The organism is Enterobacter sp. AN-K1 (assembly GCF_020971765.1).
GTDB classification, from domain to species: domain Bacteria; phylum Pseudomonadota; class Gammaproteobacteria; order Enterobacterales; family Enterobacteriaceae; genus Enterobacter; species Enterobacter hormaechei_C.
In genome coordinates, this window is record NZ_CP087390.1 from 3,973,350 (window position 1) to 3,998,824 (window position 25,475).

Genomic DNA, 25,475 nt, shown 5'->3' on the forward strand with positions numbered 1-25,475 from the left:
CTCTTTACTAACGCTTTGTTAGCAGAGTAATTAACTAAGTGGGCTTATACAAGAGCGAAATAAATAAGGCACCGCGAGGGTGCCTGTTGAGTGAAAAGGGGCATAAGGTCAATGCCGTTTATACTCATTTTCCTGATAGTCGCCAGATTCTATTTTTGCGATGCCTGCTTCTAAAATAGAGATAAACTGACGGGCGACGTCTGTTGTAAGCCACAGCGTCTGTCCAACTTCCGCTTCATCACGGTTTTGCTGATTTGGGGTCTGGTAGTGCAAACGCAGCATCAGCGCATCGTAGCTGTCTACGGTGCTGATATCCCAGCCAACAAGCGGATGGGTCTGGATGACTTCACTATTCTTTTCCATTATAACCCCCTTAATGCGTGTTAGAAGACAACGACTTTGAGGTTCAATGCATGTTTTTCTGAAAGCAATTTCAGTATATCAATTAATAAGGGTTCAGAAGGAAAAAATAAACGGGTAGCAACACATTTTTATGCTTTTTAGGATTGTTCGAACAATAAAACGCCATCTTGTTCACGATTTTCTAAGAAGATGCTGAAATATTTTGAACTTTCAGGAGACGAAACGAAAAAAAGCCGGGGCGACCCGGCAAAAAAACACAATGAGGGAGCAAATTTTAATCAGTGATGAACCAGTCGTCGGCGCTTTCCCATGTTTCCTGCAAAATTTCTCTGATGCGTTCTTTGTCTTCTTTCGCGCCGCCGATGACGGAAAGATGGTTTGCTGTCGCATAACGTACCGTTACGGCACCATCGTTTTCAGGAAAAGTGCTGTTAATACGTCGGGATAGTTCACCCGCCAGAGCGTCGAGTGCGCCAGCAGGCAGGACGGTGGATTTGGCTATGGTGACTTCGATACGCATAAATGCCCCCTGTGTAATGTACTGTTTATTTATACAGTTATATTGTCGGTTTGACAACAGGGGGCGCGATTTTTTTAGCGTTTTACCGTCCAGTTTACGGTTTCACCGGCCAGGAAGGGGATCAGCGTATCGTCGGTGAGCGCAATCGACGCTTCAACCTGGCTTTCTTTGCGCTCCAGCTCAATGAACGTGTCATTAACCGGCAGACCGTAGAAACGCGGGCCGTTAAGGGAGCAGAAGGCTTCGAAATGGTCTAACGCATTCATCTCTTCAAACACGGTTGCGTAACTTGCCAGGGCGGTCGGGGCGTTAAAACAGCCTGCACAGCCGCAGCTCGCCTCTTTACGGTGACGGGCATGCGGGGCGGAATCCGTGCCGAGGAACGCGCGCGGGAAGCCGCTGGCGACCAGCTCACGTAGCGCCTGCTGGTGGATGTTGCGCTTGAGGATCGGCAGACAATACAGATGTGGGCGAACGCCGCCCACCAGCATGTGGTTACGGTTAAACATCAGGTGCTGCGGGGTGATGGTGGCGGCAATCAGCTCGTTTCCATCCCGGACATACTCTGCGGCATCTTTAGTCGTAATGTGTTCAAACACCACTTTCAGCCCCGGAAGACGCTGGCGCAGCGGCTCCATGACCGTTTCGATAAAACGTGCTTCGCGATCGAAAATATCAATGTCAGCGTGGGTCACTTCCCCGTGCACCAGCAGCGGCATGCCCAGTTTTTGCATACGCTCCAGAACAGGCATGATGGCATCAATACTGGTCACCCCATGGCTGGAGTTAGTGGTGGCATTCGCCGGGTAGAGCTTCGCGGCGGTGAATACACCTTCGTTAAACCCGCGCTCAACTTCATTCGGATCCAGCGAGTCCGTCAGGTAGCAGGTCATCAATGGGGTAAAATCGTGTCCGGCCGGAACGGCGTCAAGGATACGCTGGCGATAGGCAATCGCGGCCTCGATGGTAGTGACTGGCGGAACCAGGTTAGGCATAACAATCGCACGGCCATAAATTTCGCTGGTATACGGCACGACGGTTTTCAGCATGTCGCCATCACGAAGATGGATATGCCAGTCGTCTGGGCGGCGGATTTTGAGAACCTGGGATTGTACAGTCATGGAAGCTCCGGCTTGAAAGAGATCAGTCATAAGAGGGCTGTTTTTGCCGGACACAAATCATAAGCGGAAACGTTTTCGTTTGCACACTATTCCGTTAAAAAAAACGGGCGCCTGAGCGCCCGGAGTGTTTAGTCGGTGAAAGGGATGATGATTTCACCCGGTTTCACCTCTATCCCTTTGGCATATTTTTTCGCCAGAGATTCGCCTTTGCTCTTGTCTTCGCTCAGAACATAGGCAGGCTGTTGGTTAAAGTAGTTCTGCAACGACTGGTTGAGATACGGCATCAGCGTTTGCAGCACCGGTTTCATTTTTTCCGGCGTCACAACTGCATCGACGATTTCCATCTCTTGCAGGAAAATGGCCCCTTTCTCTTTATTAAAGACCGGCAGCGCCTTAAGCTTCAGCTTGATATCCGCTTTCTGATTGCCGAAGAGCGAGGTCATATCGAGGCTGGCATCGCCGGAAAGGGTGACTTTGTTAGGCTCCTCGCGCCCAATCTGGCTGGCGAGATTCGTCAGGACGATATGCGCATCCGCAAGGCCGGGCACGCCGATATCTTTTGAAAAGTTATTATGTTTTTCCAGCGCCTGATTAATTTCCTGCTCACTGACGGTGTACTGCGTAAGCTGGTTACATCCCACCAGCAGACCACTGACAATTAACGCAGCGGCAATAACGATCTTTTTCATGGCGTTCCTCAACATAAAATCGGCGCATCTGTCCTGATACGCCAGTATGTCAGGGTGATCCAACAGAAACCAGCAGAAAAAACTGATAGTGAAAGAGGGTCAGGCGCCAGGCTCCAGCATCCCGCGGGTGCTGCGTTTATCACTGAACTGCCACCAGAGGGCAATCAGCGTCATAAAGCCGACCATGCCGAGCATGACCCACGGCAGCTCCGGCTGATGGAGCGCTTTTCCGGCATCAAACAGCCAGCCGCCACCGGTGTAACCCAGTGCGCCACCAAGAGCCAGCCCGAGACGGCTGAAGCCCATGTAGCTGCCGCGGGCCCGGGCGTCGGCAAGTGACGCGCTCAGCGTTTCACGGGCTGGCTCGGCAATGATTGAGCCAATATAGAAGGTGCAGATGAGCATAAACAGTTGCTGAAGCGAACTCACCAGGCCGATGGGCATCATGCTCAGCGTCATCAGCAACAGCCCGGCCATCAGACGGTGCTCAAGCCGGAAACGGCGCTCGCTCCAGCGGGCAATCGGATAGAGCAGCGTCAGAGAGAGGCAGGCCTCAATGGCATACATCCATTTCACCGCTGCCGGCGTGCCGGCAATATCGTTAACCATAATGGGCAGCATCAGCATGACCTGCACGGCGAGCATGTAGTAGCCGGTCAGGGTTAACACATAGGTGACGAAGCGTTTATCGCTCAGCACGCGGTCAAGCCCTTCCCGCACAGGCGCCTTCACCGTCGACAGCTTCCACGCGGGCAGAAACAGACCGTTAAACAGCGCGCAGAGAATAAACAACACCGCGCCGGTGGCGCAAACCAGGCGGAAATCGTATTGCAGCAGCCAGCTTCCCAGCAGGGCGCCAACCACCGCGCCAGCGCTGTCCTGCATCATCAAAATCGAGAAGAAGCGCCCCCGATGTTGCGGACGGATAAGCTTAACCACCAGCGCGGTACGCGGTGGGTCGAAAAGGGTGCCGCCAATCCCGGAAAGGAAACAGGAGAACCACAGCAGCCAGGGTTCATGAGCGATTGCCATGGTGGCGAATCCCGCCGCACGTAACAGCATGCCGGTGACGATCATCGGTTTCGCGCCGAAGCGGTCGGCTATTGCGCCGCCAAACACGCCCAGACCCTGTTGTACAAACTGGCGTAGACCCAGCGCGATCCCGACCATCAATGCCGCCCAGCCCATTTGATCGACAAAACGAATCGATATAAGCGGAAAAACGACAAAAAAGCCGAGCACGACCAGCATGTTATCGACGAGCAGGAAATATTTACCCAGGCTCCTGGCCTGTGATACGCGGGACATTTTCCCTCCAGGGAAAATAAAAGGTAAGCACGCTAACATTCTGCGGTGTCGCCGGGCTTTTTCCCATACCCGCTGGCGACAATATTTTTTTATCAAAAAGGTGCTTTGATAGAGAGTTCTCATCGAAAAATGTGAAAAGCGATCAAAATGGTATGTCACTGTTTTCACAGAAGGCACAGGCGCAGGTATAGTAAAGCTAACAGGCAGAGCAGAAGCGACGGGAAGGAGTGGTAACGATGTTTGGCTATCGCAGTAATGTGCCAAAAGTGCGTCTGACGACGGACAGGCTGGTCGTTCGTCTGGTGCATGAGCGTGATGCCTGGCGTCTGGCGGATTATTACGCCGAGAATCGCCAGTTTTTAAAACCCTGGGAACCCGTTCGGGACGAGAGCCACTGCTACCCCTCTGGCTGGCAGGCGCGCCTCAGTATGATTGCGGAATTTCATAAACAGGGAAGTGCGTTTTATTTCGCGCTTCTCGATCCGGAAGAGAAAGAGATCGTTGGCATTGCCAATTTTTCAAACGTGGTACGCGGGTCGTTTCACGCCTGTTACCTCGGGTATTCCATCGGTCAGAAATGGCAGGGGCAGGGGCTCATGTTTGAGGCGCTGACGGCGGCGATTCGCTACATGCAGCGCACGCAACATATCCATCGCATTATGGCCAACTACATGCCGCACAATAAGCGCAGCGGCGATCTGCTGGCCCGCCTGGGGTTTGAGAAAGAGGGCTATGCCAAAGATTATCTGCTGATTGACGGCGAGTGGCGGGACCATGTGCTCACCGCGCTCACCACGCAGGAGTGGACCGCGGGTCGTTAAGGAGAAAAAATGAAATATCAGTTAAATGGCGCCGAAGCGCGCGTGGTCGGCTGCCTTCTGGAAAAGCAGGTCACCACGCCGGAACAGTATCCTCTGTCCGTGAATGCCGTCACGATGGCCTGCAACCAGAAGACGAACCGTGAGCCGGTGATGAACCTTGGCGAGCACGAGGTGCAGGATACCCTTGACGAGCTGGTGAAGCGCCACTACCTGCGCACCGTCAGCGGCTTCGGTAATCGCGTCACTAAATATGAACAGCGCTTTTGTAATTCCGAATTTGGCGATTTAAAACTCAGCGCCGCGGAAGTGGCAGTGATCACCACGCTGCTGCTGCGCGGGGCGCAGACGCCGGGTGAACTGCGCACACGCGCCTCCCGCATGCATGAGTTTCAGGATATGCAGGACGTTGAACAGACGCTGGAGGGGCTGGCCTCACGCGAGGACGGTCCTTACGTGGTGCGTCTGCCCCGCGAGCCGGGCAAGCGTGAAAGCCGCTACATGCACCTTTTTAGCGGCGACGTTGAGCCCTCTGCGCTGGCCGTAGAATCCGACACGCCAGCATCAAACGACAGCCTGAACGCGCGCGTGGCGGCCCTGGAAGACGAGGTTGCCGGGCTGAAGCAGCGTCTGGATGCGTTACTCGCACATCTGGGAGATTAATCGTGACAACATTACGCATTGGTGTTGTGGGGCTGGGAGGGATCGCGCAAAAAGCCTGGCTGCCCGTTTTAGGCGCCGCGTCCGACTGGACGCTGCAAGGGGCGTGGTCGCCCACCCGCGAGAAAGCAGAGCGCATCTGCAAAACCTGGCGCATCCCTTATGCCGGTTCGCTACAGGATTTAGCCCGTGAATGTGATGCGGTATTTGTGCATACCTCAACCGCGACGCACTACCAGGTGGTGAGCGAGTTGCTTAACGCAGGCGTTCACGTCTGCGTGGATAAACCCCTGGCGGAAAATGTACAGGATGCTGAGCGACTGATTGAGCTGGCCGCGCGTAAAAAGCTGACGCTGATGGTCGGCTTCAACCGCCGTTTTGCACCGCTCTATCAGCAGCTTAAAGCGCAGTCCGGCTCGTTCGCCTCTCTGCGTATGGATAAGCACCGTACCGACAGCGTGGGGCCTAACGACCTGCGCTTCACGCTGCTGGATGATTATCTCCACGTCGTGGATACGGCCCTGTGGCTGAGTAACGGAAAAGCCCAGCTGCAAAGCGGCACGCTGCTGACCAACGAGCAGGGAGAGATGGTTTACGCCGAACATCATTTTGCCGTTGAGCATTTGCAGGTGACGACCAGCATGCATCGTCGGGCGGGCAGCCAGCGCGAGTCCGTGCAGGCCGTTACGGATGGCGCGCTGTATGACGTCACCGATATGCGAGAGTGGCGGGAAGAGAAGGGCAATGGCGTGGTCGCGTTACCGGTTCCCGGCTGGCAAAGCACCCTGGAGCAGCGTGGTTTTGTGGGCTGCGCGCGTCACTTCATCACCTGCGTGCAGAATCAGACGGTTCCTGAAACGTCCGGGGAGCAGGCTATTCTGGCGCAGCGCATTGTGGAACGACTCTGGCGCGAAGCCATGTCGGAATAACGCGTTGTAACATCTGCCGATAGTAATTCGTTGAAATCCGGTTAGACTAAGCGCCGCTTGTTGGCTTTGCCGGGTGGCGCTAACGCTTGCCCGTCCTGGAAATCCGTAGGGTTGTGGAACTTCACGTTAATGAACTTATTAAAATCGCTGGCGGCCGTCAGCTCGATGACCATGTTTTCCCGCGTGCTTGGCTTTGCGCGCGATGCCATTGTGGCAAGGGTTTTTGGCGCCGGGATGGCGACTGACGCCTTTTTCGTCGCCTTTAAGCTGCCAAACCTGCTGCGCCGTATTTTTGCCGAAGGGGCCTTCTCACAGGCATTCGTTCCGATCCTCGCAGAATATAAAAGCAAACAGGGCGAAGATGCCACTCGCGTCTTTGTGGCCTACGTTTCCGGATTACTGACGCTGGCGCTGGCGATCGTGACCGTCCTGGGGATGCTGGCAGCGCCCTGGGTGATCATGGTGACGGCGCCGGGTTTTGCTGACACAGCGGATAAATTTACCCTGACCACCCAACTGCTGCGTATAACCTTCCCCTATATTCTGCTGATTTCGCTGGCGTCGCTGGTGGGTGCCATCCTGAATACCTGGAACCGCTTCTCCGTTCCGGCCTTTGCCCCCACGTTCCTCAACGTCAGCATGATTGGCTTTGCGCTGTTCGCCGCGCCGCATTTTAACCCACCGGTGCTGGCGCTGGCCTGGGCCGTGACCGTCGGCGGCGTGTTACAGCTTGCTTATCAGCTTCCGCACCTGAAAAAAATCGGCATGCTGGTTCTGCCGCGCATTAATTTCAAAGATGCGGGCGCAATGCGCGTTATCAAACAGATGGGACCGGCGATACTCGGCGTGTCCGTCAGCCAGATCTCGCTGATCATCAATACCATCTTCGCCTCTTTCCTGGTGTCGGGCTCGGTGTCCTGGATGTACTACGCCGATCGTCTGATGGAGTTTCCATCCGGGGTGCTGGGCGTGGCGCTGGGGACTATTCTGCTACCGTCGCTGTCGAAAAGTTTCGCCAGCGGCAACCACGATGAATACTGCCGCCTGATGGACTGGGGCCTGCGTCTCTGTTTTCTGTTGGCGCTGCCAAGCGCGGTGGCGCTGGGGATCCTGGCAAAACCGCTGACGGTTTCATTGTTCCAGTATGGAAAATTCACCGCCTTTGATGCCGCCATGACCCAGCGTGCGCTCGTAGCCTACTCGGTGGGGCTGATGGGGCTGATTGTCGTGAAGGTGCTTGCGCCCGGTTTCTATTCACGTCAGGACATCAAAACGCCGGTTAAGATTGCCATTGTGACGCTGATCATGACGCAGCTGATGAACCTGGCGTTTATTGGACCGCTGAAACACGCGGGGCTGTCATTGTCGATTGGTCTGGCGGCCTGTCTGAACGCCGGCCTGCTGTACTGGCAGCTGCGCAAGCAGGATATCTTCACACCGCAGCCGGGCTGGGCAAGCTTCCTGCTGCGTCTGGCGATTGCGGTAGTGGTGATGGCGGCCGCGTTGGTTGGCATGTTGTATGTCATGCCTGAGTGGGCGCAGGGCACCATGCCTTACCGCCTGATGCGTCTGATGGCCGTGGTGGTGGTCGGTGTGGTGGCGTACTTTGCCACGCTGGCGGTGCTTGGCTTCAAAGTGAAAGAGTTCACCCGCCGCACGGTATAAACGCCAAAAGGGGAGTTCACCAGAAGGTGCTCCCCGCTTCATGACGTGCCGCTACTGCGTCAAATCGAAATCTTTTTCCCACCCGTGATACGTGCCGTGGCCGTCTGACCATCCGCACCGTACAGCCCCGGCTCTTTATAGGGCTTTAACACTTCAAGCGCCTGCTGATTACGGATAATCTGTCCTTCCAGCAGCCAGCCGTTATGCTGGTTGAGATCGCGAAGATGCTGGGTTTTTTCTGTAATGGTCTGCCAGCGTTCGTTGATCTCATCATTGGCGCTGCGTTTCGCGTCTTGCTCAGCGCGTCGCTGTTTTTCCAGATAATCCAGGGTCGCCAGCAGCGAGCTTTTATCTTCAGTTATGCGTTGCAACGCGCTGCCGTTGATTTGACCAGAAGAGAGGTGGTGCTGTTCTGCATCCATCACCGTTTTCAGGTCGTTCAGGACCACCGTCATCTGATCCAGTATTTCTGACAGTCGACTCATACGGTTAGTTACTCTGGAGGAAACTCTGTGCGTCCTGAATCAGCGCATCAGCGATTTTGCTGGTATCCATTTTCAGTTCGCCGTTACGGATAGCCGTTTTCAGCGCTTCAACACGTTCCATATTGATATCGCTGCTGCCTGGCTGCATCAGCTTCGACTGCGCATCGCTCAGCGTGACGCTGGTGCTGTTAGCCGTCGACGTTTTTTCCAGACGCGTTTTTTGCGGGGCAGCCTCATTCGTTTCGCGAGGTTGTACAGTGCTAACCGGCTTCAGGGCTGATGTACGATCAATGCTCATAGTGTTGTCCTCATCGAGGGTTCGCGGCGTTTGCGCCTGACATCATCATTTGTTGAATATTTATCGGCAGTCGCCGCGAAATCTTTAAAAAGATTACAGGTTAATCAGAATATTCCCATCAGGACCGACCGTGCCGCTGACCACCTGGCCTGAGGACATTCTGACCCGGGCATTTTGTGCCACTGCGGCATTATTCAGCGCTTTTCCTTCACTGTTGATACTAAAGCCTTCGCCATTGGCGACCACCATCACCTGTTGTCCCGCTTTCACCCGCCACGCCTGGCGCAGCATGGATAGCTGTATCGCCTGTCCAGGAGCGACATCGCGCAGGCTGACCGCCTCCTGAGCCTGGTTGATATCCAGCATCGTCCGCGGTGGAAGCTGATCCAGACGGCCTCGCTTCAGCGTTACGCTGTCAGGTTGCAGCAGGCTGCCCCGGGGAATGGGAACGGCGGCGACAACATAATTGCCCGTCGCCTGAACCGCAACCTGTAAGTAGCGTTTTTCATTGGCGCAACGCGCCAGCACGTTCACGTTGCCCCATAAGCGGGTGCTGCCGGTCACGCTAAATGACGGGGCTTCGCAGGAAGGGTAAAGGTTAGGCGGGGTGCGCACGGTCACGCGTACGTCATCGCTGAAACCGGCCAGCTTCTGCGCAAAGAATGCATTGAGCTGGTCCTCTAACCCCTCAGCCTGCACCAGAGGGCTTAAAAGCAGTAGGGTCGCCGCCAGGCCACGTTTAAAAGTCCGCATCGCACGTTCCACCATGTCCAGAATTTAGCAAATTCTACCCGCAGTGGTTTTCCATCAACGCAACAAATAGCGACGCATTTTGCGCTTATTCCGTCGATAGGGGAGACGGGGTGAGATTTAAGCTGTGAACTGAAATTTTCTCATCAGCGGAGGAGACATGCTCGATAAACTCGACGCCGCGTTACGTTTTCAGCAGGAAGCGCTCAATTTACGCGCCCAGCGGCAGGAGATTTTAGCCGCCAATATCGCCAACGCGGATACCCCCGGGTATCAGGCGCGCGATATTGATTTTTCCAGTGAACTCAAACAAGTGATGGAGCGTGGACGTGCCGAAGGAACGGGTGTCTCACTGGCCCTGACATCCTCACGTCATATTCCCGCTCAGGCGATGACCGCGCCAACGACCGACCTGCTTTACCGTATTCCCGATCAGCCCTCACTTGATGGTAACACCGTCGACATGGACCGGGAGCGCACACAGTTTGCCGATAACAGCCTGCAATACCAGACAGGTCTGACGCTACTCGGCGGGCAAATTAAAGGCATGATGACCGTCCTACAGGGGGGCAATTAGTAAATGGCCTTGCTGAATATTTTTGATATCGCCGGTTCGGCATTAACGGCGCAGTCCAAACGACTGAACGTGGCCGCCAGTAACCTGGCCAACGCCGACAGCGTGACCGGCCCTGACGGGCAACCGTATCGCGCTAAACAGGTTGTCTTCCAGGTTGATGCTGCACCGGGTGCGGCAACGGGCGGCGTAAAAGTGGCGGACGTGGTTGAGAGCCAGGCACCCGACAAGCTGGTTTACGAGCCTGGCAACCCGCTCGCGGATGCCAGCGGCTACGTGAAAATGCCGAACGTGGATGTGGTCGGGGAGATGGTGAACTCCATGTCCGCGTCGCGTAGCTACCAGGCAAACGTCGAAGTGCTTAATACCGTGAAGAGCATGATGCTCAAAACACTCACTCTCGGCCAGTAAAGGAGACACGCATGTCCATCGCCGTAAACGTGAATGACCCGACAAATACCGGCGTCAACAGCACCAGCAGTGCGACCGGTTCCAGCTCTCTCACCGGGAGCAATGCCTCCGATTTACAGAGCAGCTTTCTGACCCTGCTGGTGGCGCAGCTGAAAAATCAGGACCCGACCAATCCGATGCAGAACAACGAACTGACCACGCAGCTTGCGCAGATCAGTACCGTCAGCGGCATTGAGAAACTGAACACCACGCTCGGCTCGGTCTCCGGTCAAATCGATAACAGCCAGTCCTTGCAGGCCGCCAACCTGATCGGTCACGGGGTGATGATCCCGGGGACCACGATTCTGGCGGGCACCAGCACTACCGATGGCACGTCCACCACCACCACGACGCCGTTTGGCGTTGAGTTGCAGCAGCCGGCCGACAAAGTCACCGCCACAATCAAAGACGCCAGCGGCAACGTGGTGCGCACGATTGAGATTGGCGAGCTTAAAGCGGGCGTTCATACCTTTACCTGGGATGGCAGCCTGACCGACGGCACTAAAGCGCCTAACGGCTCGTATCAGGTTGCGATTAGCGCCAGCAACGGCACCACTCAGCTGGTGGCTCAGCCGCTACAGTTTGCCCTGGTTCAGGGCGTCATCAAGGGTAGCGATGGCAACAAACTGGATTTGGGTACCTCCGGTACCACCACACTCGACGAAGTTCGGCAGATTATCTAAGCCTTCATACTTATCAGGAGTAAGTCATGGCCTTTTCTCAAGCGGTCAGCGGCCTGAATGCTGCGGCCACCAACCTGGACGTCATTGGCAACAACATCGCCAACTCCGCGACCTATGGTTTTAAATCCGGTTCTGCGTCTTTTGCAGATATGTTTGCAGGCTCTAAAGTGGGTCTGGGCGTGAAGGTTGCGGGTATCACCCAGGACTTCACCGACGGGACGACCACCAACACCGGTCGCGGTCTGGACGTCGCCATCAGCCAGAACGGTTTCTTCCGTATGGTGGATGCCAACGGTTCCGTGTTCTACAGCCGCAACGGCCAGTTCAAGCTGGATGAAAACCGTAACCTGGTGAACATGCAGGGGCTTCAGTTAACCGGTTATCCGGTGGCCGGCACGCCGCCTACGGTGCAAACCGGTGCGAATCCGCAGGCGATCTCCATCCCAACGACGCTGATGGCGGCGAAGTCCACCACCACGGCCTCTCAGCAGATCAACCTGAACTCCACCGATACCGCGCCAACCGTCGCCTTCGATCCGTCCAACCCTGACTCTTACAACAAGAAAGGCACCGTGACGGTGTTTGACAGCCAGGGTAATGCGCACAACATGAACCTGTTTTATGTCAAAACAGCTGACAACAAATGGGATGTGTATACCCAGGATGGAAGCGTAGCGGGTGCTTCTGCAAGAAAAGCAGCACAGATGAACTTCGACAGCAACGGTAACCTGGCGGGAGTTTACAACTACAATGCTGCTGGCGTAATAAGCGCTACGCCAAATGCCACCCCAGCTATCAATATCACTACAGGCACCATTAGCGGTGCGGATCCTGCCGTGTTCTCTCTGAGTTTCCAGAGCTCCATGCAGCAAAACACCGGTGCGAACAACATCGTGGCGACGAGCCAGAACGGCTATAAGCCGGGCGATCTGGTGAGCTACCAGATCAACGATGACGGTACCGTTGTCGGTAACTATTCGAACGAACAGACCCAGGTGCTGGGCCAGATCGTGCTGGCAAACTTCGCCAACAACGAAGGCCTGAAATCCGAAGGGGATAACGTCTGGTCTGCCACGCAGTCTTCCGGGGTTGCCCTGCTGGGAACCGCGGGTTCCGGTAACTTCGGCACGCTGACTAACGGCGCGCTGGAAGCCTCCAACGTCGATCTGAGTAAAGAGCTGGTGAACATGATCGTCGCGCAACGTAACTACCAGTCCAACGCGCAGACCATCAAAACCCAGGATCAGATCCTCAACACGCTGGTTAACCTGCGTTAAGCAGCTGACGGGAAAGCGCAATGGATCACGCAATATATACAGCGATGGGCGCAGCAAGCCAGACGCTCAATCAGCAAGCTGTTACCGCCAGCAACCTTGCGAACGCTTCCACGCCAGGTTTTCGTGCGCAGCTCAACGCGCTGCGTGCGGTGCCGGTAGAAGGGCTGTCATTGCCCACGCGTACGCTGGTCACCGCCTCCACGCCGGGCGCCGACATGACGCCAGGTCAGATGGATTACACCGCGCGTCCGCTGGACGTTGCCCTTCAGCAGGACGGCTGGCTGGCGGTGCAAACGGCTGACGGCGGGGAAGGGTATACCCGCAACGGTAATATCCAGGTGAGCGCCACCGGGCAGCTGACGATTCAGGGGCATCCGGTTATGGGCGAAGCCGGTCCGTTGACGGTGCCGGAAGGGTCAGAGCTGACCATTGCGGCAGACGGGACGATCTCGGCGTTAAACCCGGGCGACCCGGCGAACACCGTTGCGCCTGTCGGTCGTCTGAAGCTGGTGAAAGCGGAAGGCAACGAAGTGCAGCGTGGCGATGACGGGATGTTCCGTCTGACCCAGGCGGCGCAGGCCACGCGTGGCGCCACGTTACAGGCCGACCCGACCATCCGCGTGATGTCCGGCGTGCTGGAAGGCAGTAACGTCAAACCGGTGGAAGCCATGACCGACATGATCGCCAGCGCCCGCCGCTTCGAAATGCAGATGAAAATCATCAGCAGCGTCGATGAAAACGCAGGCAAGGCTAACCAACTTCTGGCTATGAGTTAACAGGACTCCCTATGATCAGTTCTTTATGGATCGCGAAAACCGGTCTGGACGCACAGCAAACCAATATGGATGTGATTGCCAACAACCTGGCAAACGTCAGCACCAATGGTTTCAAGCGCCAGCGTGCGGTTTTCGAAGATTTGCTTTATCAAACGATTCGTCAGCCAGGGGCGCAGTCTTCTGAGCAAACCACGCTGCCGTCCGGTCTGCAAATTGGTACCGGCGTGCGCCCGGTCGCCACCGAGCGTCTGCACAGCCAGGGCAACCTGTCCCAGACCAACAACAGTAAAGACGTTGCCATTAAAGGTCAGGGTTTCTTCCAGGTGCAGTTGCCTGACGGGACCTCCGCCTATACCCGCGACGGTTCGTTCCAGGTGGATCAGAACGGCCAGCTGGTGACGGCGGGCGGTTTCCAGGTTCAGCCTGCGATCACCATCCCGGCGAACGCGCTGAGTATCACCATTGGTCGTGACGGTATCGTCAGCGTCACTCAGCAAGGTCAGGCCGCGCCGGTCCAGGTTGGACAGCTCAACCTGACCACCTTCATGAACGATACCGGACTGGAAAGCATCGGTGAGAACCTCTACACCGAAACGCAGTCTTCCGGCACGCCAAATGAAAGTACCCCGGGCCTGAACGGGGCGGGGCTGCTGTATCAGGGGTATGTGGAAACCTCGAACGTTAACGTGGCGGAAGAGCTGGTGAATATGATCCAGGTCCAGCGCGCCTATGAAATTAACAGTAAAGCAGTGTCGACGACCGACCAGATGCTGCAAAAACTGACGCAACTCTAAGGTGTAGCCCGGTGCGGTAAACGTCGCACCGGCTCCCTGTTTTCGAAGATGAAGGCAATGCAAAAAAACGCGGCGTTTCGTTATCCGATCCTGACTGTTCTGGCCGTCACCCTCAGCGGGTGTGCCTGGATCCCGTCTAAACCATTGGTACAGGGTGCGACTACCGCCCAACCCGTTCCCGGCCCCGCGCCGGTGGTGAACGGCTCAATTTTCCAGACCGCGCAGCCGATTAACTACGGTTATCAGCCGCTGTTTGAAGACCGTCGTCCGCGTAACGTTGGCGATACGCTGACCATTGTGTTGCAGGAAAACGTCAGTGCGAGTAAGAGCTCGTCGGCGAACGCCAGCCGCGACGGCAAAACCAATTTTGGCTTCGACACCGTACCGCGCTATCTGCAAGGGCTGTTCGGCAACGCCCGTGCGGATGTGGAAGCCTCCGGCGGCAACACCTTTAACGGTAAAGGTGGCGCGAACGCCAGCAATACCTTCAGCGGAACGCTGACGGTTACGGTTGACCAGGTTCTGGTGAACGGCAACCTGCACGTGGTGGGCGAAAAACAGATCGCCATTAACCAGGGTACGGAATTCATTCGCTTCTCCGGTGTGGTTAACCCTCGCACCATCAGCGGCACCAATACCGTACCGTCCACCCAGGTGGCGGATGCGCGCATTGAGTACGTCGGCAACGGCTATATCAACGAAGCGCAAAATATGGGCTGGCTGCAACGCTTCTTCCTTAACTTATCGCCGATGTAAGCGAGGTGACCTATGTATAAATTTCTCTTCGCCGTGGCGCTGTCGCTGGTCGCTACCGTTGCGCAGGCCGATCGCATACGCGATCTCACCAGCGTGCAGGGCGTGCGCGAAAACTCGCTGATTGGCTACGGCCTGGTGGTGGGGCTGGATGGGACGGGTGACCAGACGACCCAGACGCCGTTCACCACCCAGAGCCTGAACAATATGCTCTCGCAGCTCGGTATTACCGTACCGGCCGGGACCAACATGCAGCTGAAAAACGTGGCGGCCGTGATGGTGACCGCGTCTTATCCGGCCTTTGCGCGTCAGGGGCAGACCATCGACGTGGTTGTCTCGTCGATGGGTAACGCCAAAAGCCTGCGTGGCGGTACGTTGCTGATGACGCCGCTGAAAGGGGTCGACAGCCAGGTGTATGCTCTGGCGCAGGGCAACATTCTGGTTGGCGGAGCAGGCGCGTCGGCGGGCGGCAGCAGCGTGCAGGTGAACCAGCTGAACGGGGGACGTATTACCAACGGCGCGATCATCGAACGTGAGCTGCCGACCCAGTTCGGCACCGGCAACACCATTAACCTGCAACTGAATAACGAAGACTTTACGATGGCGCAGCAGATCGCTGACACCATCAACCGCAGCCGGGGCTACGGCAGCGCCACCGCGCTGGATGCCCGTACCGTGCAGATCCGCACGTCAACCGGCAGCAGCAACCAGGTGCGGTTGCTGGCCGATATCCAGAATATGGAAGTGAACGTGCCGGTGCAGGATGCGAAAGTCATTATCAACTCCCGTACCGGCTCGGTGGTGATGAACCGCGAAGTGACGCTGGACAGCTGCGCCGTGGCGCAGGGCAATCTCTCCGTCACGGTTAACCGCTCGGCCAACGTCAGCCAGCCGGATACCCCGTTTGGTGGCGGTCAGACGGTAGTGACCCCGCAAACGCAGATTGATTTGCGACAGAGCGGCGGTTCGTTGCAGAGTGTGCGCTCCAGCGCCAACCTGAACAGCGTGGTGCGTGCTCTGAATGCGCTGGGTGCAACGCCAATGGATCTGATGTCCATTCTGCAATCCATGCAAAGTGCAGGCTGCCTGCGCGCCAGACTGGAAATCATCTAAATGCTGACCGATAGCAAACTGTTGACCAGTGCCGCCTGGGATGCCCAGTCGCTCAACGAGCTGAAAACCAAAGCGGGCAAGGATCCGGCGGCGAATATCCGCCCGGTTGCCCGTCAGGTGGAAGGCATGTTCGTGCAGATGATGTTGAAAAGCATGCGTGAAACCCTGCCGAAAGATGGCATGTTCAGCAGTGATTCCACGCGGCTTTACACCAGCATGTACGATCAGCAGATTGCCCAGCAAATGACCGCCGGAAAGGGGCTCGGCCTGGCGGATATGATTGTGAAGCAGACCGCAGCCGCTCAGGGGCTCCCGCCTGAAGAGGCCCCGCAGCAGGTGCCGCTGAAGTTTGATCTGGAAAAGGTGACCAGTTATCAAAATCAGGCGCTGACGCAGATGGTGCGTAAGGCGATGCCGAAACCGGCAGAAACGCGTGACGAGCCGCTCTCCGGCGACAGCAAAGACTTCCTGGCGCAGCTCTCCCTCCCGGCGCGTCTTGCCAGTGAAGAGAGCGGCGTGCCGCACCATCTGATTCTGGCGCAGGCGGCGCTGGAGTCGGGCTGGGGGCAACGTCAGATCCGCAGGGAGAACGGCGAGCCGAGCTTCAACATCTTTGGCGTGAAGGCCACCTCCAGCTGGAAAGGGCCGACCACGGAAATCACCACCACCGAATATGAGAACGGTGCGGCAGTGAAGGTGAAAGCCAAATTCCGCGTCTACAGCTCGTATCTGGAAGCGTTGTCGGATTATGTCGGGCTGCTGAGCCGGAATCCGCGCTACACCGCCGTGACCCAGGCCGCCACGCCAGAGCAGGGCGCTCAGGCATTGCAGAATGCTGGCTACGCGACCGATCCAAACTATGCGCGCAAGCTAACCAGCATGATCCAGCAGCTGAAATCCATGTCTGAGAAGGTCAGCAAAGCGTATAGCACAGATCTCGAAAATCTGTTCTGAAAGTTCTCAAGTCCCGGTGGAGGTTGCCGATAACCTTCATCAGGACTCGTGTCTGAACGTATAAAAGGAACCCCCATGTCCAGTTTGATTAACAGCGCCATGAGTGGCCTCAGTGCTGCGCAGTCGGCACTCAATACCGTCAGTAATAATATTTCAAGCTACAACGTGGCAGGTTATACCCGCCAGACCACCATTCTGGGGGCTTCAAACAGCACCCTGACCGGCGGTGGCTGGGTGGGTAACGGGGTCTATGTCTCCGGTGTTCAGCGTGAATATGATGCGTTTATCACCAACCAGCTGCGCGCGGCGCAGAACCAGAGCAGTGGGCTGACCACGCGCTACCAGCAGATGTCAAAAATTGACGACGTGCTTTCTGATACCACGAACTCGCTTTCTGCCAACCTCCAGGATTTCTTTAAAAGCCTGCAAACGCTGGTGAGTAACGCAGAAGATCCGGCTGCTCGCCAGACGGTACTCGGGAAGGCGGATGGTCTGGTAAACCAGTTTAAAACCAACGATCAATATCTCCGCGATCAGGATGCGCAGGTCAATACGGCGATTTCTACCAGCGTCGATCAGATCAATAACTACGCGAAACAGATTGCCAATCTTAATGATCAGATCTCCCGGCTGACTGGCGTCGGTGCGGGCGCATCCCCGAATGAACTGCTCGATCAGCGCGATCAGCTGGTGAGTGAACTGAACAAGATTGTCGGTGTGGACGTCACCGTACAGGACAGCGGCACCTACAACATCTCTATCGCCAACGGTTACACCCTGGTACAGGGCAGCAACGCCAGCCAGCTGGCGGCGGTGAAATCCAGTGCGGACCCAGCGCGTACAACAATTGCGTATGTGGATACCGCAGCGGGCAACGTGGAGATCTCAGAAAAACAGATCACCACGGGGTCGCTTGGGGGGCTGTTAACGTTCCGTTCTCAGGATCTGGATCAGGCGCGAAACACCCTTAACCAGATGGCGCTGGCGTTTGCGGATGCCATGAATACCCAGCACCAGGCTGGCTTTGATGCCAACGGGGATGCAGGCGGCAAGCTGTTTGATTTTGGCTCTCCGGCAGTGCTGAGTAACGGTAAAAACACCGGAAGCGCGTCCGTTACGGCCACGATGACGGACAGTACAAAGGTCCAGGCGACAAACTATAAAGTTGAGTACAACGGTACTGACTGGACAATCACGCGTCTGTCGGACAATACCAGCTTCACGGCCAAGCCTGACGCCAGCGGTAATCTGTCGTTTGATGGTCTCAACGTTAAGATTAGCGGCTCAGCCGATAATAAAGACAGTTTCATCGTCAAACCGGTGAATGACGTCATTGTGAATATGGACGTAGCGATCAGCGACGAATCCAAACTGGCGATGGCCTCCGCGAAAGGAAGCGGCGAAAGCGACAATACCAATGGCCAGAAGCTGCTGGATTTACAGAGCGCCAAATTGGTGGGAGGGAACAAAACCTTTAACGATGCTTATGCCGCGCTGGTCAGTACGGTGGGCAGCACCACGGCGTCGCTGAAAACCAGCAGCGAAACCAAAGTTAACGTGGTGACGCAGCTGACCAAACAACAGCAGTCAATCTCCGGGGTTAACCTGGATGAAGAGTATGGCAACCTGCAACGCTATCAGCAGTACTATCTGGCGAATGCGCAGGTGCTGCAAACGGCGAGCACGCTGTTTGATGCATTGATCAATATCCGCTAAGGCTGAGGCATAAAAAATGCGTATTAGTACTCAAATGATGTATGAGCAAAGCATGCGCGGCGTGACGAACTCCCAAAGTCTCTGGCTCAGCTACGGCGAGCAGATGTCTACGGGGAAGCGTATCAACCGTCCGTCTGACGATCCGATTGCCGCCTCGCAGGCCGTTGTGCTCTCTCAGGCTCAAACGCAAAACAGCCAGTATGCGCTGGCACGCTCCTTCGCTACGACGAAAGTCTCGCTGGAAGAGAACGTGTTATCGCAAGTGACAACCGCCATCCAGGCTGCTCAGGAAAAGATTGTCAATGCGGGCAACGGTACGTTAAGTGACGATGACCGCGCTTCGCTGGCCACGAACCTGCAAGGTATTCGCGATCAGCTCATGAACCTGGCTAACAGCACGGACGGTAACGGTCGCTATATTTTTTCCGGTTACAAGACCGAAGCGGCGGCTTTCGACCAGGCGACGGGTGATTATAAGGGCGGCGGAACGCCAATCAGCCAGCAGGTTGACTCCGCGCGCACGATGCAAATTAGCCATACGGGCACTGAAGTTTTCGATAGCTTCACCAGCAATGCCAAGCCAGAGCCAGATGGTAGTGCGCCGGAAACGAATTTGTTTAAGATCCTCGACTCCGCAATTGAAGCGTTGAATACGCCGATTGGGGAGGACGAAACGAAAGCCGAGGCGTTTACGGCGGCTATTGATAAAGCCAACCGTGGCCTGAGCAACTCCCTCAACAACGTGCTGACCGTGCGCGCCGACCTCGGCATCAAGCTGGATGAGCTGGGCAAGCTGGACGCTCTGGGTGAAGACCGCGCGCTGGGTCAGACGCAGCAGATGAGTAACCTGGTTGACGTGGACTGGAACTCGGTGATTTCGTCCTACACCATGCAGCAGGCGGCGTTGCAGGCCTCGTATAAAGCCTTTAGCGATATGCAGGGTATGTCTTTGTTCCAGATGAACAAATAAGACTCTGACCTGTTTGACATGTCTTGAAACTGGGCATGTTTTGACTGCCCAACCCGTCCGGGTTGGGCATTTTTTTTACACACTTTCTGCCTGTGCGGACAGCACCCGGGCGCTTTCAATCACTCTGATAGCCAGCGCAATGGCACCACACAGGGTTGCCAGAGCCAGCACGCCAGACCAGCCTGCCAGCGTATAGATATTGCTGCCTAATGCCGAACCCAGCGCCATTCCGATGAAAATGACGGTAAACAGCAGGGCGTTCAGGCGTCCGCGGGCCTGCGGCTCAAGGCTGTAGACCAGGTTCTGGTGGGCCACGAGGCTGGACTGCAAGCCGAGATCGAAACCGACCGCGGAGAGGGCAATCAGGATCAACTGACCGTGTACACCCAGTGCCGGCATCATGAACATCAGGGCAAACGAGAGGGTCACCAGCGCGGCACCCAGCTGGGTCACTTTACCGGCGCCCAGCTTATCTGCCAGACCCCCTGCCAGCGGTGCAGCCAGCGCACCAGCGGCTCCGGCAATACCAAATCCACCCGCTACGGCGCTGCCAAGGTGATACCGTTCCAGCAGCATGACCGCCAGCGTTGACCAGAATGCGCTAAAGGCAATCGACAGAAAACCCTGAGCCAGCGCCGCGCGACGCAGTGCCGGGTAACGACGCCACAGGTGCTCCATGGAACGCATCAGCGCGGGATAGCTCAGCGTGGAGTGAATAGCAAAACGTGGGAGTACGGCCCACATCACCACGCCGACAAAGGCAATGCTTGCAGCAGCCAGCTGATACATCACCCGCCAGCCAAAGGCTTCACCGACCACACCGCTGACGGTTCTGGAGAGCAAAATCCCCAGCAGCAGGCCGGTCATCACCGTGCCGACCGTTTTTCCCTGTTTACCTTCCGGCGCGAGGATCGCTGCGGCCGGGACAATATCCTGCGCCATGGTGGCGGCCATGCCAATCAGCAGGCTGGTGAGCAGCAGGGAGTGCAGTTGTCCGGTCAGGCTACAACCCAGCAGGAACAGCGCCAGGGCCGCACTTTTTATCAGGATCAGCGTTCTGCGGTCATGACGATCGCCGAGCGGGAGCAGAAACAGGATGCCCAGGGCATAACCCGCCTGGGTGAGCGTCGGGACCATGCCCATGCCTTCGATGCTCAGATGCAGGTCTGAGCCCATCAGCGGCAGCAGAGGCTGGGCATAATAGATGGATGCCACGCTAAAGCCCGCACCGAGCGCCAGCATTAAGATTACCCAGCGGCTTACGGCCCGGGTGGTGGTTGTGTTCATAAGATGTTCCTCATTCGTCGTGTGCGGCTATTTTTTATCAGTACGCCTTGCGACGGTAGCGGGCGCGGTGGTAAAACGCTTATACGTGTGGCGTATGGGTAAAAATGGTATGAAAAGGTCTGAGCGTATAGATCGGGTAGAACTGATGCGAACGTTTGTTCGCATTGTGGAGGCGGGGTCTCTTTCTGCGGCGGCACGTCAGCTGGCAACAACCCAGGCCACGGTGAGCCGACGGTTGCAGTCGCTTGAGACCATGCTGGGAGTACGCCTGATGCTGCGCACAACCCATACGACCCGGCTGACCGATGACGGCGAACGCTGCTATCAGCATGCCCGACGGGTGATTGACAGCTGGCTGGCGCTGGAAGACGAGGTAGGGCAGACGGAAGATGAACCGGTTGGGGTGCTGAGGGTGCGCGCCCCGCACGCGTTTGGCCAGGATCAGCTTCTGAAACCGTTAACCGAATTTTTGCAGCGCTATCCCCAGCTTTCTGTAGAGTGGATGCTCAACGATCGCTCGGTTGATTTCCTCGGCGACAACCTTGACTGTGCTATTCGGGTGGGTGTGGAAGTCGATCCGGCAACCGTGTCCGTGCTGCTGGCTGAAGTGCCGCGCTCGGTGGTGGCTTCACCGGAATTACTGGCCCGTTATCCCGCGGTTAAAACGCCGGAAGATTTGCAGCAGCTTCCCTGGATTGCCATCAGCTCTTTTTATCAACGCCATGTGGAGCTTTTCCACGATGCATCATCTGCCCCGGCGCGGGTTACCATTACGCCACGCCTGAGTACCGACAGCCTGTATGTGGCGCGCAATACGGCACTCACCGGGCTGGGCGTGGCGGTGGTATCCAGCTGGACAGTACAGGATGATATTCAGGAAGGAAGACTGGTGCATCTACTGCCAGAGTGGCAGCCGGCAGCGTTACCGGTACATCTGGTTTACCCCTGGTCTCGTTATTATCCGGCGCGCTTGCGGCGTTTTCTGGAGCTGATGCGGCAGATAATGCCGGAGGTCACCGGAATGAGAAAGCCCCTGCAACAGCCATAAAAAAGCCGACCCGAAGGTCGGCTTTCAGTCTTAGCGTGCGTTATTCAACAGGCTGAGGACGAGTAGCTGGCGCAGTAGCCATGTGCGTTGCACTGTGACCACCGGCAGCACCTTTGCCTTCGAAGTTGAATGCCGGACGAACCCAGTCGCTATGGCGTGGCGCTTCAGGTACATACTCAGGTGCCGGGGCGCGAGTCATCGGCGCGGTAGCAACGTGAGCAGGCGCTGGAGCGGCAACGACCTCAACCGGCTCGGATTTCACTTCAGCCTCTTTGACCTCTTCGACAACAGGCTCAACCTGAATCTCGACGTCCTGAACAACCTCTTCCGTCACCGTTTCGACGGTAACGTCTGCGGGTTCTTCTGCTGCGGAGACCGGCTCAGCTTCCTCCGCGACTTCTTCAGCCACCACGGTATCTTCTTCGGCAATGATCTGCGGAGCGGCATCAACCGGCGCAGCAATGACTTCAGGATGGGTCGTTTCCACTTCCACAGCCTGCGGTGCCACCGTGTCAACAACTTGCGGTTCAACCACGGTTGCCGCTTCAGTCACGACGTCTTCCACCGCTGCTAGCGGTGCAATCACCTCTTCGGTCACAGCCTGTTCTTCAACAGCCTGCTCCGGGCGAGCAACCGGATAACGGATCCAGACTTTACCGGATGCCATCTCAGGTGACGCGCACGCCACGGTCAGCGGCATTGGCGACTGAGTCGGGTAACGCTCGTCACGGTAGCGACGACGACGCTGGCCACTCACGCGCAGGTGACGCGGAGAACGACGGGAGCGACGCGGCATACCTGCGTTGTCACGGTTTTCGCTGCTTTCGTCCTGCTCAACCTGATTTTCCACTACGGCTGGCAGGTCAACTTTTGCAACCTGGGTACCCGTTGTGCTTTCTGCTGCTTCAACCGCGATAACGTCGTTTTCTTCCGTCTGAACAGCACCCACACGTACTTTCTGGGTCAGCTGACGCTGCTTACGACGCGGCATAACCTGAGTACGCTCTTCCTGCTCCGTGTCCTGCTGTTCAACAGGCGCTTCGCGGTTCAGGTTTTTGACTTCCTGCTGGGCCTGGCGTTTCTCGTCGTTACGACGACGGTTACGCTCGCGGCGAGGTTGCTGCTCGTCACGCTGTTTGCTCTTCTCGGACTCATCGCCCGCCTGCTGGCGAATCTCACGATCTTCAACGTTCTGCTGTTGCTTCTCGCGACGGTTGCGACGGTTGTCCTCGCGTTGTTCACGACCTTCGTTGTTCTCGGAGCGATTATCACGGCGCTCGTTACGATCGCTACGGTCGTTGCGGTCATTACGATCGCGACGATTGTTCTGACGCTTACGACGGTCCTGCTGACGCTCTGGTTTCGCTTCTTTTGGCGCTTCTTTCGGCTGCTCAGGCTGAACTTCTTCGCCAGCAAACATTTTTTTCAACGCGCCGAAGATGCGGCTCAGGAGACCCGGCTGCTCAGGCTGCGCTTTTGGCGCGGCAGGGGCCGCCTTTTGCACGGCAGGTTTTGCCGCTGGTTTTTCCAGCGTCGCTTCCGGCGGGGCTTCCGGCATGATGAAGGTTGCTAATGCAGGCTGCTCAGGCAGTTTACGCTCGGCAGGCTCTTCATCCGATGGCAGCGCCATTTCTTCTTCATGCAGCTTCGGCAGCAGGTAGCTGAGGGTGCTTGTCTCTTCGCCTTTACGCACGCGCAGCACGTGATAGTGCGGGGTTTGCATCTCGTCGTTTGGCACGATGATGCAGCGAACGCCGCCCTGACGCGCTTCGATTGCGCTTACCGCTGCACGTTTTTCGTTCAGCAGGTAGGAGGCAATCGGCACCGGAACAATGGCGTGAACCTCTTTGGTGTTCTCTTTCAGCGCTTCTTCTTCAATCAGACGCAGAATAGAGAGGGAGAGCGATTCATTGTCACGCACGGTACCCGTACCGGAACAGCGCGGGCAGACGTGATGGCTGGACTCGCCGAGTGACGGGCTCAGACGCTGACGGGACATTTCCAGCAGGCCGAAGCGCGAGATATGGCTAATCTGGATACGTGCGCGATCCTGGCGTACCGCTTCACGCAGACGGTTTTCAACCGCACGCTGGTGGCGAACCGGGGTCATGTCGATGAAGTCGATAACAATCAGACCACCCAGGTCGCGCAGGCGGAGCTGGCGGGCGATTTCATCAGCGGCTTCAAGGTTGGTGTTGAAGGCGGTCTCTTCGATGTCGCCGCCGCGGGTTGCACGCGCGGAGTTGATATCGATAGCGGTCAGCGCTTCGGTGGTATCAATTACGATAGAACCGCCGGACGGCAGACGCACTTCACGCTGGAAGGCAGACTCGATCTGGGATTCAATCTGATAGTGGCTGAACAGCGGGATTTCACCGGTGTACAGTTTAATCTTGCTGGTGAAATCCGGGCGACCCAGCGCGGCGATGTGCTGGCGAGCCAGCTCAAGCACTTTCGGGTTATCAATCAGAATTTCACCGATGTCCTGACGCAGATAATCACGGAAGGCACGCACAATAACGTTGCTTTCCTGGTGGATCAGGAACGGAGCAGGACGGCTCTCAGCCGCTTTCTTGATGGCTTCCCAGTGCTTCAGGCGGAAGCTCAGGTCCCACTGCAACGCTTCGGCAGATTTGCCGACGCCTGCGGTGCGCACGATAAGGCCCATGCCGTCTGGCAGCTCGAGACTTGCCAGCGCTTCTTTTAGCTCGGTACGGTCATCGCCTTCGATACGGCGAGAGATGCCACCCGCACGCGGGTTGTTTGGCATCAATACCAGATAGCTTCCTGCCAGGCTGATAAAGGTGGTCAGTGCGGCACCTTTGTTGCCACGCTCTTCTTTATCGATCTGGACGATAACTTCCTGACCTTCACGCAGAACATCTTTAATGTTCGGACGGCCATGGGAGTTGTAGTTTGCAGGAAAATATTCGCGGGCGATTTCTTTGAGAGGAAGGAAACCGTGACGCTCAGCACCGTAATCGACAAATGCAGCTTCAAGGCTTGGTTCAATGCGGGTGATTTTGCCTTTGTAAATGTTCGCTTTTTTCTGTTCGTGTCCAGGACTTTCGATATCCAGATCGTACAGGCGCTGCCCATCCACAAGGGCGACACGCAACTCTTCTTGCTGAGTTGCGTTGATTAACATTCTTTTCATCGTAACTTACTCGTTATTCTTACATTGACGACAAAGCTGCGGGCAAGGTGACGCTTTCCGGGGTATGAACCGATGGCCTCGTGTCTATTCACGTCGCCAACCTCACGGTTGTCGCTCGCTTAAGAGGCGCAGAGTGTCGGTTGCCTGTGTTTCATACGGAAACACAGCGCAATTATCAGGGGAATTGCCTGGGAAAACTCTCCAGAGAACAATCCTTATACCGGGAAGTACTGCAACCCGCAGCCCGCTAACTGCCTGAAAGATCAATACGTCTTACGCCATTGCTGCGTGGATGATCGGTCAGACAAAATTGGTCA

26 protein-coding genes are annotated in these 25,475 nt (G+C 56.4%); 16 read left to right on the forward strand and 10 right to left on the reverse strand.

Features of this window, described 5'->3' with window-relative positions:
- Positions 1–108: 108 nt before the first annotated feature.
- The 5 genes from bssS to mdtH all read right to left on the reverse strand — a co-directional run bounded on the left by bssS (position 109) and on the right by mdtH (position 4,001).
- Positions 109–363: a biofilm formation regulator BssS gene (gene bssS / locus LOC22_RS18815; RefSeq protein WP_015570838.1), complete on the reverse strand. Its 255-nt coding sequence runs from the start codon at positions 361–363 to the stop codon at positions 109–111.
- 274 nt (positions 364–637) lie between these two features.
- The gene (gene dinI / locus LOC22_RS18820; protein WP_230239121.1) at positions 638–883 is read right to left on the reverse strand and encodes a DNA damage-inducible protein I; all 246 of its coding nucleotides are present in this window, start codon (positions 881–883) and stop codon (positions 638–640) included.
- Positions 884–957: 74 nt separating this feature from the next.
- Positions 958–2,004: a dihydroorotase gene (pyrC, locus tag LOC22_RS18825; protein WP_230239122.1), complete on the reverse strand. Its 1,047-nt coding sequence runs from the start codon at positions 2,002–2,004 to the stop codon at positions 958–960.
- 128 nt (positions 2,005–2,132) lie between these two features.
- The gene (locus LOC22_RS18830; protein ID WP_017384739.1) at positions 2,133–2,693 is read right to left on the reverse strand and encodes a lipoprotein; all 561 of its coding nucleotides are present in this window, start codon (positions 2,691–2,693) and stop codon (positions 2,133–2,135) included.
- A gap of 99 nt (positions 2,694–2,792) precedes the next feature.
- Complete coding sequence (gene mdtH / locus LOC22_RS18835; RefSeq protein WP_003858008.1) at positions 2,793–4,001, reverse strand: multidrug efflux MFS transporter MdtH; 1,209 nt, start codon at positions 3,999–4,001, stop codon at positions 2,793–2,795.
- A gap of 236 nt (positions 4,002–4,237) precedes the next feature.
- Here mdtH and rimJ point away from each other — a divergent pair, with 236 nt between their 5' ends.
- From rimJ to murJ, 4 genes are all read left to right on the forward strand, one after another.
- On the forward strand, positions 4,238–4,822 hold the full coding sequence (gene rimJ / locus LOC22_RS18840) for a ribosomal protein S5-alanine N-acetyltransferase (RefSeq protein ID WP_003858007.1): 585 nt from the start codon (positions 4,238–4,240) through the stop codon (positions 4,820–4,822).
- A 9-nt stretch (positions 4,823–4,831) separates the two neighbouring features.
- Entirely contained in the window at positions 4,832–5,482 is a 651-nt protein-coding gene (locus tag LOC22_RS18845) for a YceH family protein (protein WP_032670133.1), read from the forward strand.
- 2 nt (positions 5,483–5,484) lie between these two features.
- Positions 5,485–6,408, forward strand: coding sequence for a Gfo/Idh/MocA family protein (locus LOC22_RS18850; protein ID WP_017384736.1), 924 nt, complete (start codon positions 5,485–5,487; stop codon positions 6,406–6,408).
- Between the two features lie 129 nt (positions 6,409–6,537).
- Complete coding sequence (gene murJ / locus LOC22_RS18855) at positions 6,538–8,073, forward strand: murein biosynthesis integral membrane protein MurJ (protein WP_023303424.1); 1,536 nt, start codon at positions 6,538–6,540, stop codon at positions 8,071–8,073.
- A gap of 59 nt (positions 8,074–8,132) precedes the next feature.
- Here the strand turns inward: murJ and flgN are convergent, their stop codons facing one another.
- From flgN to flgA, 3 genes are all read right to left on the reverse strand, one after another.
- The gene (gene flgN, locus LOC22_RS18860; RefSeq protein WP_003858003.1) at positions 8,133–8,558 is read right to left on the reverse strand and encodes a flagella biosynthesis chaperone FlgN; all 426 of its coding nucleotides are present in this window, start codon (positions 8,556–8,558) and stop codon (positions 8,133–8,135) included.
- 4 nt (positions 8,559–8,562) lie between these two features.
- Positions 8,563–8,856, reverse strand: coding sequence for a flagellar biosynthesis anti-sigma factor FlgM (gene flgM, locus LOC22_RS18865; RefSeq protein WP_003858002.1), 294 nt, complete (start codon positions 8,854–8,856; stop codon positions 8,563–8,565).
- A 93-nt stretch (positions 8,857–8,949) separates the two neighbouring features.
- Positions 8,950–9,609 (reverse strand): flagellar basal body P-ring formation chaperone FlgA, encoded by a 660-nt coding sequence (gene flgA, locus LOC22_RS18870; protein WP_023296301.1) that lies wholly within the window; start codon positions 9,607–9,609, stop codon positions 8,950–8,952.
- Between the two features lie 157 nt (positions 9,610–9,766).
- On the opposite strand from flgA, the gene flgB reads away from it, so the two are divergent.
- The 11 genes from flgB to flgL all read left to right on the forward strand — a co-directional run bounded on the left by flgB (position 9,767) and on the right by flgL (position 19,666).
- On the forward strand, positions 9,767–10,183 hold the full coding sequence (flgB, locus tag LOC22_RS18875; RefSeq protein WP_196358741.1) for a flagellar basal body rod protein FlgB: 417 nt from the start codon (positions 9,767–9,769) through the stop codon (positions 10,181–10,183).
- A 3-nt stretch (positions 10,184–10,186) separates the two neighbouring features.
- Positions 10,187–10,591, forward strand: a complete 405-nt coding sequence (gene flgC, locus LOC22_RS18880) for a flagellar basal body rod protein FlgC (RefSeq protein WP_003857997.1) — start codon at positions 10,187–10,189, stop codon at positions 10,589–10,591.
- 11 nt (positions 10,592–10,602) lie between these two features.
- Positions 10,603–11,313, forward strand: coding sequence for a flagellar hook assembly protein FlgD (gene flgD / locus LOC22_RS18885; protein ID WP_003857994.1), 711 nt, complete (start codon positions 10,603–10,605; stop codon positions 11,311–11,313).
- 26 nt (positions 11,314–11,339) lie between these two features.
- Positions 11,340–12,590: a flagellar hook protein FlgE gene (gene flgE, locus LOC22_RS18890; protein ID WP_045615689.1), complete on the forward strand. Its 1,251-nt coding sequence runs from the start codon at positions 11,340–11,342 to the stop codon at positions 12,588–12,590.
- A gap of 20 nt (positions 12,591–12,610) precedes the next feature.
- Complete coding sequence (locus LOC22_RS18895) at positions 12,611–13,366, forward strand: flagellar basal body rod protein FlgF (protein WP_003857990.1); 756 nt, start codon at positions 12,611–12,613, stop codon at positions 13,364–13,366.
- A gap of 11 nt (positions 13,367–13,377) precedes the next feature.
- The gene (gene flgG / locus LOC22_RS18900; protein WP_000625853.1) at positions 13,378–14,160 is read left to right on the forward strand and encodes a flagellar basal-body rod protein FlgG; all 783 of its coding nucleotides are present in this window, start codon (positions 13,378–13,380) and stop codon (positions 14,158–14,160) included.
- A gap of 57 nt (positions 14,161–14,217) precedes the next feature.
- Complete coding sequence (gene flgH / locus LOC22_RS18905) at positions 14,218–14,916, forward strand: flagellar basal body L-ring protein FlgH (protein ID WP_003857987.1); 699 nt, start codon at positions 14,218–14,220, stop codon at positions 14,914–14,916.
- Between the two features lie 12 nt (positions 14,917–14,928).
- A complete protein-coding gene (locus LOC22_RS18910; RefSeq protein WP_017384733.1) occupies positions 14,929–16,026 on the forward strand; it encodes a flagellar basal body P-ring protein FlgI in 1,098 nt (365 codons plus the stop codon).
- On the forward strand, positions 16,027–16,980 hold the full coding sequence (flgJ, locus tag LOC22_RS18915; protein WP_032104080.1) for a flagellar assembly peptidoglycan hydrolase FlgJ: 954 nt from the start codon (positions 16,027–16,029) through the stop codon (positions 16,978–16,980).
- A 75-nt stretch (positions 16,981–17,055) separates the two neighbouring features.
- Positions 17,056–18,696, forward strand: a complete 1,641-nt coding sequence (flgK, locus tag LOC22_RS18920; RefSeq protein WP_017384731.1) for a flagellar hook-associated protein FlgK — start codon at positions 17,056–17,058, stop codon at positions 18,694–18,696.
- Positions 18,697–18,712: 16 nt separating this feature from the next.
- On the forward strand, positions 18,713–19,666 hold the full coding sequence (gene flgL / locus LOC22_RS18925; protein ID WP_017384730.1) for a flagellar hook-associated protein FlgL: 954 nt from the start codon (positions 18,713–18,715) through the stop codon (positions 19,664–19,666).
- 75 nt (positions 19,667–19,741) lie between these two features.
- Here flgL and LOC22_RS18930 read toward each other — a convergent pair whose 3' ends face one another.
- Positions 19,742–20,953: an MFS transporter gene (locus LOC22_RS18930; protein ID WP_032653206.1), complete on the reverse strand. Its 1,212-nt coding sequence runs from the start codon at positions 20,951–20,953 to the stop codon at positions 19,742–19,744.
- Between the two features lie 94 nt (positions 20,954–21,047).
- Between LOC22_RS18930 and LOC22_RS18935 the strand changes: the two genes are divergently transcribed.
- On the forward strand, positions 21,048–22,001 hold the full coding sequence (locus tag LOC22_RS18935) for a LysR family transcriptional regulator (protein ID WP_032671510.1): 954 nt from the start codon (positions 21,048–21,050) through the stop codon (positions 21,999–22,001).
- Positions 22,002–22,041: 40 nt separating this feature from the next.
- Here LOC22_RS18935 and rne read toward each other — a convergent pair whose 3' ends face one another.
- Positions 22,042–25,158, reverse strand: coding sequence for a ribonuclease E (gene rne, locus LOC22_RS18940; RefSeq protein WP_230239123.1), 3,117 nt, complete (start codon positions 25,156–25,158; stop codon positions 22,042–22,044).
- Between the last annotated feature and the right edge of the window lie 317 nt (positions 25,159–25,475).